This is a genomic window from Tenacibaculum sp. L6 (genome assembly GCF_028823685.1).
Taxonomy (GTDB): domain Bacteria; phylum Bacteroidota; class Bacteroidia; order Flavobacteriales; family Flavobacteriaceae; genus Polaribacter.
Genome location: NZ_JAPEHZ010000011.1, coordinates 17,336 through 32,981, shown reverse-complemented (window position 1 = coordinate 32,981; position 15,646 = coordinate 17,336). Strand labels below are relative to the sequence as shown.

Below are 15,646 nucleotides of genomic sequence, written 5' to 3'. Positions count from 1 at the left end.
ATTATTTTTTGTGAGTTTATGAAATTGCTTCTGTTATGTTAGAAGGTATGACTTCATAAACTCTTGTGTTTTTAAATTAGTTTTTCAATAATTACTTGCACCACTTCAAAAAGGATTAAAATAATGATAATCCATTCTAGCATACTGCTATATCTGTGTTGTAGTATATCGTTGAATAAATCTAAATTTTCTTTAATTACGTTTAAACTATTTTCTATTCCTTGATGACGTTTTATAATATCTAATTCGTCTTTTAATTTGTAATCTAAATCAGATAAATCTTTGTTGTTCCACGCTACATCTGGCGAGTCAAAAACAAACAGGTTCTCGGCAATGTTATTTTTTAAATTTAAGGTTTTACCAATAAATTTTCTCATTTGAACTTTAGAAAGTTTAAAATTTCCTGTTCTTTCTAATTGCTTCGAGTACACTAATGTTTTATCGTGCAAATCAGATGTTTTGTTTACATAATTCATCAATGCTACCGATTGTGCTAAATTGAGCATGATAGTATGTGCAACATCGTCGTTTAATTCTTTAATTTGGATACTTCCAAAATCAACTTCAATCGTATCAGAAAAAGAAATGCTATATTTTTCTGATGGTAATTGATTGAGCGTTACTATTTCTTTTCCTGCTAAAAAATTAACAACTTCATTTATTATAACGTCTTCACAATTAATGAAAACAACACTTCCGTAGTCTTTTACATAAATATACGAGTTGTTTTCAGTTTTATATAGCAAAAAGGAATGCTCTCTTTTTACTAAGTTGAACGATTTAAATTGTTTACGGACTGTACTGAGTAAAATCCGCTTTTCTAAATGATACGCAATTGTTTCTAAGCGCATTTTAATAATCGTCGTCGTTACTTTTAAACTTTGATAATTTATTAAATGGTGAGCTATCATCATCGCTATAATCTTCTTCATCTTCCATATTAGAAGTGAATTTATAACTCAACATTTTATAATATAATTTTGCTGCTAAAAAGTCTGAAGACTTTTCACTTTCGTTAGGGCATAATTCTACGATATCAAAACCGACTACGTTTCTTTCAGTAAATACTTTCTTTAAGAACTCTAGTGTTTCGTAATAGAATAATCCTCCTGGTTCTGGTGTTCCTGTACTTGGTAATAAAGAAGGATCAATCGCATCTAAATCGAACGTAATAAAAACATTTCCTGTTAATTGATCGATTACATCATCCATCCAATATTCGTTTACAGCCATGTCATGAGCAAAGAAAACTTTTTCCATATTCATTGATGACTTTTCTGTAACATCCATACTACGAATTCCTACTTGTACTAAGTTGGTAGTTTGGCTTGCTTCGTATACAGCACAAGCATGGTTACACTTTGTGCCTTCGTATTCTTTACGTAAATCAGCATGCGCATCGATGTGTAATACGGTTAAGTTGTTAAAACACTCGTTAAATGCACGAATTGTTCCGATAGAAATTGAATGCTCACCACCAAAAAGAGTAACAAACTTATTTTTATTGATGTACTTTTTAGTTGTTTCATGTACTGCATCAACCATAGCTTCTGGAGAAGTGTTTTCAGTAACAGCAGGAGCTAAATAAACACCTTCTTTGTACACTTCGCTATCAGTTTCTATATCATATAATTCCATGTTCTCAGAAGCATTTAAAAACGCCTCTGGACCTTTATCAGCTCCTTTTTGCCAAGTGCTAGTTCCATCATAAGGAACAGGGATTAATACTACTTTAGCAGTTTCTAACTTTGCGTATTGATCAGGAATACCTGCGTAATTTCTTTTTTCCATTTTTATTAATATTAAACTAGTACCCTAGGATTGATAATAGTTCTTCGCTTTTTTGTTGTTCTTTAAATAGTTTAGTGGTGAGATCACCGTTTTCGTTTTTATCAATTAACACGTGTTTTGGTGTTGGTATTAAACAGTGTTGTAATCCGCCAAAACCACCAATGGTTTCTTGATAAGCACCTGTGTTAAAAAACCCTACATATAGTGGAAATTCTTTTTCGTACACAGGTAAATATATTGCATTTACGTGTTGCTCTGAGTTGTAATAATCATCGCTATCACAAGTTAATCCACCTAATAATACACGTTCGTATCTATGGTTCCATTTGTTAACAGGAAGCATGATGAAACGCTTGTTAATAGCCCAAGAGTCTGGTAAAGTGGTAATGAAAGATGAGTTAATCATGTTCCATTTTTCACGATCGTTTTGTCTTTTTTGATATAAAACTTCGTAAATAGCACCTCCAGCTTCTCCTACAGTAAAGCTTCCAAATTCTGTAAAAATGTTTGGAACGTCTACATCTGCTTGTTTACATGCTTCATTAATTTGGTTGATAATTTCATCTACCATGTACTCATAGTCAAAATCAAAAGCTAATGAGTTTTTAATAGGGAAACCTCCGCCGATATTTAAACTATCTAAGGTTGGACAAACTTTTTTAAGTTTGATATATACACTTAAACATTTCATTAATTCGTTCCAATAGTAAGCATTGTCTCTAATTCCTGTATTGATAAAGAAGTGTAACATCTTTAATTCAACTTGAGGGTTGTTAGCGATTTCACGCTCGTAAAAAGATACGATGTTTTTGTATCCAATTCCTAAGCGACTAGTGTAAAATTCAAACTTAGGCTCTTCTTCCGAAGCTATACGAATTCCTACCTTAAATTTACTTTTAGTTTCTTCTAAAATTAAATCAAGTTCCTCATAATTATCTATAATCGGAATACAGTTTGTGTGTCCTCCGTCAATTAAACTAACAATATTAGCAATGTATTGATCGCGTTTAAAACCATTACACAATACAAAAGCATCATCACTTAATTTTCCTTCTTTTTTTAATGACTTTACAATGTCAATATCAAAAGCTGATGATGTTTCGATGTGAATATCGTTTTTTAAAGCTTCATCTAACACATATTTAAAGTGAGAGCTTTTAGTACAGTAGCTGTAATTGTAGTTTCCTTTGTAATTGTGCTTTTCAATAGCATTATGAAACCAGTTCTTAGCTTTATTTATATTTTCAGATATTTTTGGCAAATACGTGAACTTTAAAGGTGCACCGTATTGCTTCACTAATTGCATTAAATCAATGTCGTGAAAAAATAAATTGTTGTTTTCTGTGTGAAACTCCTCTTGAGGAAAATCAAACGTTTGTTCTATTAAGTCTTTATATTTAGTATTCATTATTATTTTTAGTTGTATCTGTTTTTTGAGTACAGAAAGATAATTCAAAAATAGTTAAAGCATGTAAAGCATGCGCTAAAACTTTTTTAAATAAATTGTATAACAAGCATCATTGTTTTTATAACAAGATTGTTAGACTAAAATAACATGAATAATTAGACTCTTAAAGCTAAACAATCACCGCACTGTTTGTAAAAATTCAGTGGTAGAGAATATTGAGGAGTGGAAGAATCCTTAATTTTTTCGTTGTGTTTCCAAAACACTAAATAACTCTTAATCTTCCCGTAAAAGTTATTACCGAAATAAGTAAAACGTAACATTCGACTTATATAATAAGATGTCGTAAATGTAAACTATTTTTTAATACAACAAACTTTTTTTTATTTTTTTTAAAAAATTAATTTACAGTGAATTAGCTGTTATTTTGTTTCTTTATTAGCTCAATTCCTTTGTATAAAATAATAGTATTAGGTACAGTTATTTCTCTTTTTTCTTCTGGCATGTATAAAAGAACGTAAAAGCCTGTAATATTTTTTACCACACCTTGTAAATCGAAGTCTTTATCAATAATTTTTATGGTGTCGCCAATACGCATTGGGTGGTAAAAAAATAAGATAATACTAGCTGTTAGGTTTGATAAAATAGACCACTGAGCAAAGAAACCAACGCCAAGTACCGCAAGTACAGAAGAGGCGAATACAATTACTTCTTTAAAGTTAATTCCAAAAATAATTAATGAAATAAAGAGTGCTAAGGTGTAATATAAAAAATAGCTTAGGTTTAATATTAACTTTCTTCTGTGAGGTTCAATAGCATTTTTTACGATATAAGACCTAGTCAGTTTTTTAGTAATATAAATCAAAAAAAATAGTGTTGCTACTAAAAGCAAGAATTGTATAAAAGGGTTGTAGAAAGACAATTCTAAAAAACGATTTTTCATGATTAAGTTTTTTTAAATACAAATATACTTCTGGTTTCGTAAATATAATGTCGAAATAAAAAATTATATTTGATAGGTAATCATAATTCTATTTCATTATGAAAAACATCTTAATTCCATATAATTTTTCAGAAGCAGCTATCAATGCACTGAATTACACAAAGCAGTTGTTTAAAGGAGTTGAAGCAACTATTTATTTGTTAGATGTGTATATAAGTCAACCTTCAGAACTGTTAAGTGATGAAAAAAACGATAAATGGTTTAATGAAATGGATGATGAAATTGAAGATGAGTTAAAATATTTATTGGAAGTTTTAAATAGAGAAGAGGGTTCATTTACTTACAAAAGTTTAGTTACATCAAATTCATTAACTAAAGCGGTAACTAAAACAATAGAGGAAAAGAATATTGATGTAGTTGTAACAGGAACTAAAGGAGCGAAGAGTTTAGCAGAAACTTTTATTGGAACCAACACAATGAAAATGATTAATGCTGTTAATTGTCCTTTAATTGTAGTTCCAATGAACTATAAATACAAACCAGTACATCAGATAGTTTTTTCAACAAATTATAAAAGACAATATGCAAAAAATGAATTACAGTTTTTAATTAACTTAAGTCTTATAAAAGAGTGTGGATTAGAAGTTGTGAATTTATCTGAGGAAACTTTTTTAACAGAAAATCAGCAAAAAAATAAAGTAAAACTACGAGAGTTATTGCAAGATTTAAACGTTACCTATAAAAAGATAGATTGGGAAGGTTCAGAAACGCAAACTATAGAAAAACATATAGATGAAACCCAAAGCGAATTGCTGGTATTGTTAAATCATAAACACAATTTTTTTAATCGTTTATTAGAAGAAAACGTAATTAAAAAATCGGCATTTCACAGTAAAATACCGATACTAATATTACCAGAAATAGTTTAATTATGAATTTTACAGAAGAATTTTACGAAGGTTTAGCCAATTTTTTTTATGCCGTTTCAATGGCAGATAAAAACATGACCGTAGAAGAAAAAAAGAGTATTGTTAAACGAGTTGAAAAGAACTGGTCTAATTCCGATAACTCTGGTAGCGAACAGGTTTATGAAACTTTAAGAAGCCTTGTAAAAGATAAGTTAAGTTCAGAGGAAGCCTATGAGAGTTTCAAAAACTACTATTTATCACACCAAGAAGAGTTTTCTAAAGATGTAATTCACAATTTATTGGTGGCTGCACACGAAATTTCTAACTCTACAGCAGGTAAAAATAAATCAGAGCTTATTATTCTTGCTAAATTATATAAGCTATTTAAACTTGCTTAAAAAAAGAGGATGACGCGATTTATAACCAAACAAAAACACACAAAGCACGTAATTCCTGGAAACCCAATTTTTGTTGGAAATCAAAAGGAAGAAAATACACGGATACGATTAATAGGTTATGATACAAATACAATAGTCGAAGTGGAATTACAAACTGTAAGCGAACTTTCAGGTTATTTAAACAAGTATGAAAAAATATGGATTAATATTGATGGGTTGCATGATGTTAAGTTGCTTGGAGAAGTAGGGAAGCTTTTTACCATTCATACCCTTGTTCTTGAAGATATTGCAAATACAGGCCAAAGACCAAAGGTAGATATTGGTGAAGATTACATTTTTACGAGTATTAAAATGATGTTTTTAGATGAAAAAATACATCGACTAGAAGCAGAGCAAATTTCCATGTACTTAACAAAAAATATATTAATTACATTTCAGGAAAAGCAAGGAGATATTTTTGAACCAATAAGAGAAAGGTTACGTAATAAAAAAGGAAGAGTTCGTAATTATAATATTACTTATTTAAAATATTGTTTATTGGATTTGATAGTAGACAATTACAATTTTTTAATGGAAACTTTTGGTGAAAAAGTAGAAGATTTAGAAGATAAAATTTTACTAGAACCTAATAAAGATATCTTAGCAGAGATTAACAAAAACAAGATAGAACTTAACTATTTTAGAAAAGCAATACGACCAGCTCGTGAAGCAATAAGTAATTTCAAAGACTTTAAAACGGATCTAATCTCAAAAAAAGAACAGCCTTTTTTTAATGATTTACAAGATTTAATTCAACGAAGTTATGATTTGGTTGAAAATTACAAAAATATGCTAAGCGAACAGCTTACAGTGTATTCAACCAATGTGAATAACCGTTTAAATGATATAATGAAAATACTCACTATTTTTTCGGTTATTTTTATACCAATAACATTTGTAGCGGGTATTTACGGAACTAATTTTGAATACATTCCAGAGCTAAAATATCGCTATGGATATTTTACCATGTTAGGCGTTATTCTGTTAATCGTTTTAACAATGTTGGGTTATTTTAAGCACAAGAAATGGTTTTAAGGATTGTTTAAGTTTTTGAAAATTAATTTTTTGTACTTTTGTGTCATAAAATGATTTTGGTTATAATTTCAAGTTTCAGGAAAATAAGCAAAAAGAAATAAATAATCATTAAGTCTAATTTTAATAAACTCACTTAGTGAGATGAAAAAAGTATTTCATAAAATAACATCTATTTTAATGGCTTTTGTAGTGTTGTTATCTACAATGTCATTTACTATTAACAGTCACTTTTGTGGTGATATGTTAGTGGATACAAGTTATTTTGTGAAGGCTGAATCTTGTGGTATGGATATGCAGCAAGAAAAAAAACCTGATGAATGCTCAGTTATAAAGAAAAACTGTTGTCAAGATGTGGCATCGGTAGTTGAAGGACAAGATACATTAAAAATTACATCTTTTGATCAATTGTCTTTCGATCAGCAAGTATTTATAGCTTCATTTTACTATAGTTATATTAATTTGTTTGAAGGAATTCACGATAAAGTAATTCCTTTTAAAAATTACTCGCCTCCACTCGTCGTCAAGGATATTCATGTACTTGATGAGGTATATTTAATCTGATTTTTAAACAATAACTAGTTGTCCTTTTGAAAGATTCATTAGGATGATTTGTCGTATTCGATGTTTTTTAAAACATCAATGTTTAATTGTTTAAAATCATTTTTTATGCTGAATAAAAGCATCAAATTTTTAATAGAAAACAAGCTGGTAGCAGTTATATTACTCGTTTTATTTGTAGGATGGGGAACTGTAAATGCACCATTTAATATAGATACAGGTTTTTTACCAAATGATCCTGTAGCTGTTGATGCCATACCTGACATTGGAGAAAATCAACAGATTGTTTTTACAAAGTGGGACGGACAGTCTCCGCAAGATATAGAAGACCAAATAACCTATCCTTTAACTACTTCGTTGTTGGGTATTTCAGGAGTAAAAACCATCCGAAGTTCTTCTATGTTTGGTTTATCTAGTATTTATGTTATTTTCGACGAAGATGTCGAATTTTATTGGAGTCGCTCAAGAATTCTAGAAAAACTAAACTCACTGCCAAGTAATTTATTACCAGAAGGCGTAAGCCCTTCATTAGGACCCGATGCAACAGGGTTAGGTCAAATTTTTTGGTATACGCTTGAAGGACGTGATGAAGAAGGAAATGTTACTGGCGGTTGGGATTTGAATGAATTGCGTAGTGTACAAGATTACTATGTAAAATATGCTCTTTCATCTGCAAATGGTGTTTCTGAAGTAAGTTCTATTGGAGGTTATGTACAGGAATATCAAATAGATGTAAATCCAGAGTTGATGCGTCAGTACAACATCAGTTTACAGCAAATTGTAGCTGCGGTTAAACAAAGTAATCAAGATATTGGAGCACAAACGATAGAAATAAATCAAGCAGAATATTTAGTTCGTGGTTTAGGCTATATAAAATCAATTGCTGATATTGAAAATGCAGTTGTAAAAGCAGAGGATTATACATCTATTCGAGTAAAAGATGTTGCTAATGTAAAACTAGGAGCGGCACCGCGTAGAGGAATTTTAGATAAAGAAGGAGCAGAAGTCGTTGGAGGAGTGGTTGTGTCTCGTTACGGAGCGAATCCTTTAGAAGTAATTACTAATGTTAAAGCTAAAATTAAAGAGTTAAGCGCAGGATTGCCAAGTAAAGAGTTGAAAGATGGTAGAACCTCTCAATTAACGATTGTTCCTTTTTACGATCGTACGGAGTTGATTCATGAAACGTTAGATACATTAAATGAAGCGCTTACGTTGGAAATACTAATTACAATTCTGGTAATTGTGATAATGGTATTCAATTTACGAGCTTCAGTGTTAATATCTGGATTATTACCAGTGGCAGTATTAATGGTTTTTATTGCAATGAAAGCTTTCGGAGTAGATGCAAATATTGTAGCACTCTCAGGAATTGCGATTGCTATTGGTACCATGGTAGATGTTGGGGTCATACTCTCCGAAAATATTATCAGTCATTTAGAGAAACGAGAGAAGAGAAGCGAGAGAAGAGATAACAGTGTCATTCCGACAGAACGAGGTACGAGCGACGAGGAATCTCTATCTATTAACCAAATAGTTTACAATGCAACCGCTGAAGTTTCAGGAGCAATTGTAACTGCGGTAATGACAACTATCATCAGTTTTTTACCAGTATTTACTATGATTGGAGCAGAAGGTAAATTATTCCGTCCATTGGCGTTTACCAAAACCTTTGCGTTAATTGCTGCTATTATAGTTGCATTGTTTTTAATACCTCCATTTGCAGCAGTTCTATTCAGAAAAAGAGATCTAACAAAAAACTTTAAGTATGTTTTGAATGGTGTTTTATTAGTGTTAGGTATCACTGCTATTTTTTATGGGTATTGGTTAGGTATCGCTTTAGTGGCTTATGGAGCTGTAGGACTTTGGAGTAATTACTCTGGAAAATCAGAGATTAGTTTTTCATTCTCCACTTTTCACTTTTCATTTTCAGTAAACACGATTAATATTGTCATATCAGCATTAGTAATTGTTGGTTTATTGGCAGAATATTGGAGACCTTTAGGAGTAGACAAAAGTATCGTTACTAACCTTTTATTTGTAGCGCTTATTTGTTTTGGGTTACTAGGTTTTTTCAGTTTACTTCAGAAATATTACAACCAGATATTACAATGGGCGTTGAACAATAAATTATTGTTCTTAATCATTCCATTAACGGTATTAATCTGTGGATTCCTTATTTTTAAAAACACAGGAAAAGAGTTCATGCCTTCGTTAAATGAAGGATCATTTTTATTAATGCCAACTTCTATGCCGCATTCGGGAGTGGAAGAAAACAAACGCGTATTACAACAGTTAGATATGGCAGTTGCTAATATTCCAGAGACTTCAACAGTAGTAGGTAAAGCAGGAAGAACGGATTCAGCCTTAGATCCAGCACCTTTATCGATGTATGAAAATGTGATTAACTACAAGCCGGAATATGCGTTAAATTCTGACGGAGAGCGTCAACGTTACCGAGTGAATGAAGAAGGTTTGTTTTTGTTGAAAAACGGTAAAACGGTAGCGAATCCAAATAAGACAGATAAAACCTCGGAAGTTATCTTTTCAGAAGTTTCTTCAAATGAATTAATAGAAGATGAAGACGGTGAGTTCTATCGTAATTGGCGTCCGCATATCAAATCGCCGAATGATATTTGGAATGAAATCGTAAAAGTAACCAAGCTTCCAGGGGTGACTTCCGCACCTAAATTACAACCTATTGAAACTCGATTAGTGATGTTGCAAACAGGAATGCGTGCACCGATGGGAATTAAAGTAAAAGGACAAGACTTAAAACAAATTGAAGCTTTTGGAGTAGAGCTTGAAGGCGTTTTAAAGGAGGTAGAGGGAGTTAAAAAAGAAGCTGTTTTTGCTGATAGAATTGTAGGAAAACCTTATTTGTTAATTGATATTGATAGAGAAAAATTAGCACGCTACGGAATTGCTATTCAAACCGTACAAGATGTGTTGAAAGTAGCAGTAGGAGGTATGCAGCTATCACAAACAGTAGAAGGAAGAGAACGTTACGGTATTCGTGTTCGTTATCCTAGAGAGTTACGTTCTAATCCAACCGATTTAGAAAATATCTATGTGCCGGTTGCTAAAGGTGCTCCAATTCCGTTAAGTGAATTGGCGACGATTCGTTATGAACAAGGACCACAAATGATTAAAAGTGAAGATACTTTTTTAATTGGGTATGTGTTGTTTGATAAGTTAGATGGTTTTGCTGAAGTAAACGTCGTAGAGGATGCCCAAAAAGCCATTCAGCAAAAAATAGATTCAGGAGAATTAGTTGTTCCGAAAGGAATATCTTATCAATTTACAGGGACTTATGAAAATCAGTTAAGAGCGGAAAAAACGTTATCAATAGTGGTTCCTTTAGCCTTGATGATTATCTTTTTAATCTTGTATTTTCAGTTCCGTTCATTAGTCACTTCGTTAATGGTGTTTACGGCAATCACAATAGCTTTTGCTGGTGGGTTTATTATGATGTGGTTATATGGACAAGATTGGTTCTTGAATTTTAGCGTTTTTGGAGAAAACTTGCGAGAGCTATTTCAAATGCATCCAATTAACTTGAGTGTCGCTGTCTGGGTAGGGTTTATTGCGTTGTTCGGAATTGCAACCGATGATGGTGTGGTAATGGCAACGTACTTAAAACAAACATTTGATAAAGATAAACCCCAAACAATTGAAGCCATTCGTGCATCGGCATTACACGGAGGAAATAAACGTATTAGAGCATGTGTAATGACAACAGCAACAACCATTTTAGCTTTGTTGCCAGTGTTAACTTCAACAGGAAGAGGTAGTGATATTATGATTCCGATGGCAATACCAGCTTTTGGAGGAATGATTATAGATGTAACTTCATACTTTATAGTGCCTGTATTATACAGCTGGCGTGAAGAGTTTTTATTAAAAAGGAAAGTTAAAAATGAATAGTGTAAAGTGTAAAATTTTTAATTATGAGTATTTTAAAAGATAAAAGTTATGGGTTTGCACTTGAGGTAGTGAGGCTTTCACAGTATTTAGTTGCTGATAAAAAGGAGTATGTTTTAAGTAAGCAACTTTTGAGAAGTGGTACAGCTGTGGGAGCTTTAATAAGAGAAGCAGAATTTGCGCAAAGCAAGAAAGATTTCATTCATAAAATGAGCATTGCTTTAAAAGAAGCCAATGAAACTTTGTATTGGCTAGACCTTTTAAAGGATACTAGCTATTTAGTTGAAGATAAATATCAGTCGTTACATTCGGTTTGTAAAGAGCTTGTGGCAATGTTGGTAAGTTCAATAAAAACATCAAAAAAGTCAATATCATGAAACAATTTATAGCTTTCATATTTAGTGAAATAAAAAACTGGGTAGTTTTCGTTTTTCATTTTTCGTTTTTCACTTTTCATTTAAAAAGAATGTTGACTTTTAGTTTTTCACTTTTAGTTTTTCATTTTTCAAATGCGCAAGATTTACAAGAATACATAAATATAGCTTTAGAAAATAGTCCAGAAGTACAACAGTTTGATGCGCAATACAGACGTATTTCAGAAAAAAAGGAAGAAGTAAATACTTTGCCTAATACAGAGTTTGGAGCAGGGTATTTTGTGAGTGAACCAGAAACACGTACAGGTCCGCAAAAGTTTAAGCTTTCTGTAAAACAAATGATTCCTTTTTTTGGAACTATATCAGCAAGAGAAAATTATGTGTCATCATTAGCTGATGCTAGCTATCAAGATATGATGGTTGTAAAACGTAAGTTAATGACGTCCGTAGCGCAATTGTATTATAAACTCTACGAACTTAAAGCAAAGCAAAACGTATTGGGTGAAAATATAGAATTGCTTAAAACGTATGAAAAGTTAGCGTTAACTTCGGTAGGAGTGGGTAAGGCATCAGCGGTAGATGTGTTAAGATTACAGATAAGACAGAATGAGTTGAATCAGCAAAAAGAAGTATTGGTGGAGACTTTTTCAGGTATAGAAAAAGCATTTAATAAATTATTAAACCAAGATATTATGACTTCTATTAGTGTTGTAGATAGTTTACCTATTCCAGCAGAAGCCGCTAAAATACAGCCGAGTAATTTACAATTGCACCCTGAGTTGGTGAAGTTTGATAAAATGTATACTTCTGTAGAAAAATCAGAATTATTGAATCAAAAAGAAAAACAACCAATGATTGGTTTCGGTCTTGATTATGTAAATGTGGCTAAACGTACAGATATGGATATGGCTGAGAATGGAAAAGATATTGTAATGCCAATGATATCATTATCAATACCTATTTTCAATAAGAAGAATACATCTGTAACTAAACAAAACAAGTTGCAGCAAGAAGAAATTCTTTCCCAAAAACAACAACGATACAATACGTTAGAAACTGTATTGTATAGAGCTGTATCAGATAGAAATGCAGCGATGATAAGTCATAAAACACAACTCAAAAATTTAGAGCAAGCAAAAAATGCTGAACAAATTTTGGTAAAAAGTTACGAGACAGGTACAATCGACTTTAATGATGTGTTAGATATTCAGGAGTTACAATTAAAGTTTCAAACAAACATGATTACATCAGAAGTAAATTATTATACTCAAAGTACCATTATTAATTATTTAATAAAATAAACAGATGAAAAAATATATAGTTTATATAGTAATTTTAATTGTAGGGGTAACCTTAGGGTGGTTGCTCTTTGGAGGTTCTTCTGAAGGAGGAAGTCATGATCATGCAGGTGAAACTGCTGAAGGAAATAAAATGTGGACTTGTTCTATGCATCCACAAATTATGCAACCTGAACCAGGAGATTGTCCTATTTGTGGGATGGATTTAATTCCTGCGGAAGCTGGAGCAGAAGGATTAGCTGCAAATCAGTTTAAGTTGACTAAAAATGCATTAGCCTTAGCAAACGTTCAAACTACTGTAATAGGTAATGCTATGAGTGTAGGTAATACAATTACGTTATCAGGAAAAATAGCAGAAAACGAAAAGTCGAATGCAGTACAAGTGAGTTATTTTGCAGGAAGAATTGAGCGTTTGAATGTGAATTTTACTGGAGAGAAAATAAATAAAGGACAATTACTTGCAACAATCTATTCTCCAGAATTAGTAAAAGCACAACAAGAGTTACTAACAGCAGCTTCTTTAAAAGAAAGTCAACCTGAATTGTATAAGGCAGTTAGAAATAAGTTGAAATTATGGAAGCTGTCAGAAAATCAAATCAATCAGATAGAGAAAACAGGAGTTGTAAAGGAAAACTTTCCTGTGTATGCAACGGTAACAGGTACAGTATCTGAGAAGCTAGTTGAACAAGGTGATTATATAAGTCAGGGACAAGCGTTGTTAAAACTTGCTAATTTGAGTACCGTATGGGCAAATTTTGATGCCTACGAAAATCAAATAAGTAATTTTAAAGTAGGTCAAAATATATCGATTACTACGAATGCATATCCGAATGAAGTTTTTAATGCTAAAGTTTCATTTATAGATCCTGTTATGAATCCAGAAACTAGAACTATAACCATGCGAGCTGTGTTAAATAACAATAAAGGAAAGTTTAAACCAGCAATGTTTGTTACGGGGAAGGTACAAGCTACAGAAAAAAATTCTGAGCAGCAATTAAGTATTCCAGCTACATCAGTTTTATGGACAGGAAAACGTTCAGTTGTATATGTGAAGCCAGAAGCAGATAAGCCTGTTTTTGAAATGCGCGAAGTAGTATTAGGTGGAAGAGTAGGTGAGAATTATCAAGTAGAAAAAGGATTGAATCCAGGAGAAGAAATTGTAACGAATGGTGTGTTTACAATAGATGCCTCTGCTCAATTACAAGGAAAGAAATCAATGATGAATCATACCAAAGAGATTATAGAGTCTTTTAGCACTCCTAAAGCCTTTAAAGAGCAATTGCAAAAAGCGTATGAAGATTATATAAAATTAAAAGATGCTTTGGTGAAAACCGATACGAATAAAGCAAAAGAAAGCGCTGCAGAGTTGAATAAAAGTATTGAGCTAATAGATATGAAGTTGTTAACCAATGAAGCAGCACATAAACAATGGATGCAATTAGTTCCTTTATTAAAAGAAGGAAGTGCAGATATGGCTAAAACAACAGACATAGATGCGCAGAGAAAGTCTTTTAAAACAGTGTCAGAACATTTTATTAAGGCAGTTCAGTCTTTCGGAATTAATGAAGTGACCTATAAGCAATATTGTCCTATGGCAGATAGTGATAAAGGAGCCTATTGGTTAAGTAAAGAAAAACAAGTATTAAATCCGTATTTTGGCGATATGATGCTGAAATGTGGTGAGGTAAAAGAAACAATAAATAATAATTAAATATCAATTAAAATGAGAAAAGTAATCTTAGGAGTGGCTATGTTAGCTACAATCGGTTTAGTAAGTTGTAAAAACGAAGCTAAAAAAGAAACAGAAACAAAAGAAGTACAAACAGAGCAAACAACAACTCAAGAAGTAGCGATGACTACTACAACTTTTGGAGTAAGAGGTAACTGCGGAATGTGCAAAAGTACTATCGAAAAAGCTGTTAATGGTGTAGATGGAGTAGCATCGGCAGAATGGGATAAGTTAAGAAAGCAAGTTAATGTATCGTTTGATGGTTCAAAAACAAATGTAGATGCTATTCATAATGCTATTGCGGCTTCAGGATATGATACTGATAAAGTGGCAGGAAATGAAGAAGCTTATGGAAACTTACCAGGATGTTGTCAATACGATCACGGTATGGAAATGAGCTTAAAAGGTGAGGTAAAAGCAGACGAAACGTCTAATCACTAATTCTAAAAAAAAGTGTAACGAAATTTTAAAATCGTTACACTTTTTTTGTTTTATAAAGTTTATAAAAGATAAAAACCAGTAATTCAATTATCGAATTACTGGTTTTTTGTGACCTCGGCAGGATTCAAACCTGCAACCTCTTGAGCCGTAATCAAGTGCACTATTCAGTTATGCTACGAGGCCGTTTTGCGGGTGCAAATATAAGAATGTTTTTTAAATTGTAAAGCAAAAAAATAATTTTTTTCACCTTTTTTAATTTATTTGTCTTCTGCTATTTCTTCTTTAAAACTATCAATAGTGCTCTGAGATTTTTCAACGTCTGATTCATAGATAAATACATCAACAGAATTACCTAAAGTACCGAAACCAGCCAATCTCCCAGATTCTTTATTATCTTTAATTAAATATGGAACATTAATTTCATCAAGTAGTTGACTTAATCGGCCAACAAAGATTTGAGTTCCCGAAAAAACTTTTACATGCTTGTTCATAATATATAAGTTTTAGTCCAAAGAATTTATAGTAACATAAGCTCGCCATCCAATAATTGCTAATTGAAATTTTGAAGCTTTAGTAACATCCAACTCTTTTTTGGTAAAAGAGGGTAGTAGCGCTTTGTTTAGCTTAGCTAATAATTTAAAAATGCTTTTTTTCATTAGTTGTTGATTCTATATCAAAAATAACGAAAAATAATGAGTTATGATGAGTGAAGCTCACTTTACTTCGCTCAAAATGACATCGTTTTGTAAATAATAAGAAAGATTAAAAAATCAAGTCTAATAGTAATTCAGCAATTTTAATGGTTA

General features: G+C 31.8%; 15 protein-coding genes and 1 tRNA gene. 9 read left to right on the top strand and 7 right to left on the bottom strand.

Going from position 1 to position 15,646, the window contains the following annotated elements; all coding sequences use genetic code 11:
* Window positions 1-71 precede the first annotated feature (71 nt).
* The 4 genes from OU788_RS03800 to OU788_RS03785 form a co-directional block, all read right to left on the bottom strand.
* Window positions 72-932: an RMD1 family protein gene (locus OU788_RS03800; RefSeq protein WP_274633927.1), complete on the bottom strand. Its 861-nt coding sequence runs from the start codon at window positions 930-932 to the stop codon at window positions 72-74.
* The gene (speB, locus tag OU788_RS03795) at window positions 853-1,791 is read right to left on the bottom strand and encodes an agmatinase (RefSeq protein ID WP_274633926.1); all 939 of its coding nucleotides are present in this window, start codon (window positions 1,789-1,791) and stop codon (window positions 853-855) included. Before speB ends, OU788_RS03800 begins: the two co-directional genes overlap by 80 nt.
* Window positions 1,792-1,807: 16 nt before the next feature.
* Window positions 1,808-3,199: an arginine decarboxylase gene (locus OU788_RS03790; protein ID WP_274633925.1), complete on the bottom strand. Its 1,392-nt coding sequence runs from the start codon at window positions 3,197-3,199 to the stop codon at window positions 1,808-1,810.
* A 412-nt stretch (window positions 3,200-3,611) separates the two neighbouring features.
* Window positions 3,612-4,139, bottom strand: a complete 528-nt coding sequence (locus OU788_RS03785; RefSeq protein ID WP_274633924.1) for a mechanosensitive ion channel domain-containing protein — start codon at window positions 4,137-4,139, stop codon at window positions 3,612-3,614.
* 98 nt (window positions 4,140-4,237) lie between these two features.
* On the opposite strand from OU788_RS03785, the gene OU788_RS03780 reads away from it, so the two are divergent.
* The 9 genes from OU788_RS03780 (at window position 4,238) to OU788_RS03740 (ending at window position 14,840) form a co-directional block, all read left to right on the top strand.
* Window positions 4,238-5,068 (top strand): universal stress protein, encoded by an 831-nt coding sequence (locus OU788_RS03780; RefSeq protein WP_274633923.1) that lies wholly within the window; start codon window positions 4,238-4,240, stop codon window positions 5,066-5,068.
* Between the two features lie 2 nt (window positions 5,069-5,070).
* Window positions 5,071-5,445 carry a hypothetical protein gene (locus OU788_RS03775; protein WP_274633922.1) on the top strand — a complete coding sequence of 125 codons (375 nt, stop codon included), beginning with the start codon at window positions 5,071-5,073 and terminating at the stop codon, window positions 5,443-5,445.
* Window positions 5,446-5,454: 9 nt separating this feature from the next.
* Window positions 5,455-6,519 carry a magnesium/cobalt transporter CorA gene (corA, locus tag OU788_RS03770; protein ID WP_274633921.1) on the top strand — a complete coding sequence of 355 codons (1,065 nt, stop codon included), beginning with the start codon at window positions 5,455-5,457 and terminating at the stop codon, window positions 6,517-6,519.
* A 141-nt stretch (window positions 6,520-6,660) separates the two neighbouring features.
* Window positions 6,661-7,080, top strand: a complete 420-nt coding sequence (locus OU788_RS03765) for an HYC_CC_PP family protein (RefSeq protein ID WP_274633920.1) — start codon at window positions 6,661-6,663, stop codon at window positions 7,078-7,080.
* A gap of 105 nt (window positions 7,081-7,185) precedes the next feature.
* On the top strand, window positions 7,186-11,001 hold the full coding sequence (locus OU788_RS03760; RefSeq protein ID WP_274633919.1) for an efflux RND transporter permease subunit: 3,816 nt from the start codon (window positions 7,186-7,188) through the stop codon (window positions 10,999-11,001).
* 23 nt (window positions 11,002-11,024) lie between these two features.
* Window positions 11,025-11,375, top strand: coding sequence for a four helix bundle protein (locus OU788_RS03755; protein ID WP_274633918.1), 351 nt, complete (start codon window positions 11,025-11,027; stop codon window positions 11,373-11,375).
* 89 nt (window positions 11,376-11,464) lie between these two features.
* Window positions 11,465-12,673 (top strand): TolC family protein, encoded by a 1,209-nt coding sequence (locus tag OU788_RS03750; RefSeq protein ID WP_274633949.1) that lies wholly within the window; start codon window positions 11,465-11,467, stop codon window positions 12,671-12,673.
* Window positions 12,674-12,677: 4 nt separating this feature from the next.
* Complete coding sequence (locus OU788_RS03745; protein ID WP_274633917.1) at window positions 12,678-14,381, top strand: efflux RND transporter periplasmic adaptor subunit; 1,704 nt, start codon at window positions 12,678-12,680, stop codon at window positions 14,379-14,381.
* Window positions 14,382-14,393: 12 nt separating this feature from the next.
* Window positions 14,394-14,840: a heavy-metal-associated domain-containing protein gene (locus OU788_RS03740; protein WP_274633916.1), complete on the top strand. Its 447-nt coding sequence runs from the start codon at window positions 14,394-14,396 to the stop codon at window positions 14,838-14,840.
* A gap of 109 nt (window positions 14,841-14,949) precedes the next feature.
* Here OU788_RS03740 and OU788_RS03735 read toward each other — a convergent pair.
* The 3 genes from OU788_RS03735 to OU788_RS03725 all read right to left on the bottom strand — a co-directional run bounded on the left by OU788_RS03735 (window position 14,950) and on the right by OU788_RS03725 (window position 15,496).
* A tRNA-Arg gene (locus OU788_RS03735) sits at window positions 14,950-15,023 on the bottom strand.
* A gap of 74 nt (window positions 15,024-15,097) precedes the next feature.
* The gene (locus tag OU788_RS03730; RefSeq protein ID WP_274633915.1) at window positions 15,098-15,331 is read right to left on the bottom strand and encodes a putative signal transducing protein; all 234 of its coding nucleotides are present in this window, start codon (window positions 15,329-15,331) and stop codon (window positions 15,098-15,100) included.
* Window positions 15,332-15,343: 12 nt separating this feature from the next.
* Window positions 15,344-15,496 carry an SsrA-binding protein gene (locus OU788_RS03725; RefSeq protein WP_274633914.1) on the bottom strand — a complete coding sequence of 51 codons (153 nt, stop codon included), beginning with the start codon at window positions 15,494-15,496 and terminating at the stop codon, window positions 15,344-15,346.
* Window positions 15,497-15,646 lie beyond the last annotated feature (150 nt).

What these genes read in the sequence shown, in the direction of transcription:
- OU788_RS03790 (WP_274633925.1), bottom strand. Translation starts at nt 3,199, where the DNA reads ATGAATACTAAATATAAAGACTTAATAGAACAAACGTTTGATTTTCCT.
- corA (WP_274633921.1), top strand. Translation starts at nt 5,455, where the DNA reads ATGACGCGATTTATAACCAAACAAAAACACACAAAGCACGTAATTCCT.
- OU788_RS03800 (WP_274633927.1), bottom strand. Translation starts at nt 932, where the DNA reads ATGAAGAAGATTATAGCGATGATGATAGCTCACCATTTAATAAATTAT.
- OU788_RS03755 (WP_274633918.1), top strand. Translation starts at nt 11,025, where the DNA reads ATGAGTATTTTAAAAGATAAAAGTTATGGGTTTGCACTTGAGGTAGTG.
- OU788_RS03780 (WP_274633923.1), top strand. Translation starts at nt 4,238, where the DNA reads ATGAAAAACATCTTAATTCCATATAATTTTTCAGAAGCAGCTATCAAT.
- OU788_RS03775 (WP_274633922.1), top strand. Translation starts at nt 5,071, where the DNA reads ATGAATTTTACAGAAGAATTTTACGAAGGTTTAGCCAATTTTTTTTAT.
- OU788_RS03750 (WP_274633949.1), top strand. Translation starts at nt 11,465, where the DNA reads ATGTTGACTTTTAGTTTTTCACTTTTAGTTTTTCATTTTTCAAATGCG.
- OU788_RS03785 (WP_274633924.1), bottom strand. Translation starts at nt 4,139, where the DNA reads ATGAAAAATCGTTTTTTAGAATTGTCTTTCTACAACCCTTTTATACAA.
- OU788_RS03725 (WP_274633914.1), bottom strand. Translation starts at nt 15,496, where the DNA reads ATGAAAAAAAGCATTTTTAAATTATTAGCTAAGCTAAACAAAGCGCTA.
- OU788_RS03730 (WP_274633915.1), bottom strand. Translation starts at nt 15,331, where the DNA reads ATGAACAAGCATGTAAAAGTTTTTTCGGGAACTCAAATCTTTGTTGGC.
- OU788_RS03745 (WP_274633917.1), top strand. Translation starts at nt 12,678, where the DNA reads ATGAAAAAATATATAGTTTATATAGTAATTTTAATTGTAGGGGTAACC.
- OU788_RS03760 (WP_274633919.1), top strand. Translation starts at nt 7,186, where the DNA reads ATGCTGAATAAAAGCATCAAATTTTTAATAGAAAACAAGCTGGTAGCA.
- OU788_RS03765 (WP_274633920.1), top strand. Translation starts at nt 6,661, where the DNA reads ATGAAAAAAGTATTTCATAAAATAACATCTATTTTAATGGCTTTTGTA.
- speB (WP_274633926.1), bottom strand. Translation starts at nt 1,791, where the DNA reads ATGGAAAAAAGAAATTACGCAGGTATTCCTGATCAATACGCAAAGTTA.
- OU788_RS03740 (WP_274633916.1), top strand. Translation starts at nt 14,394, where the DNA reads ATGAGAAAAGTAATCTTAGGAGTGGCTATGTTAGCTACAATCGGTTTA.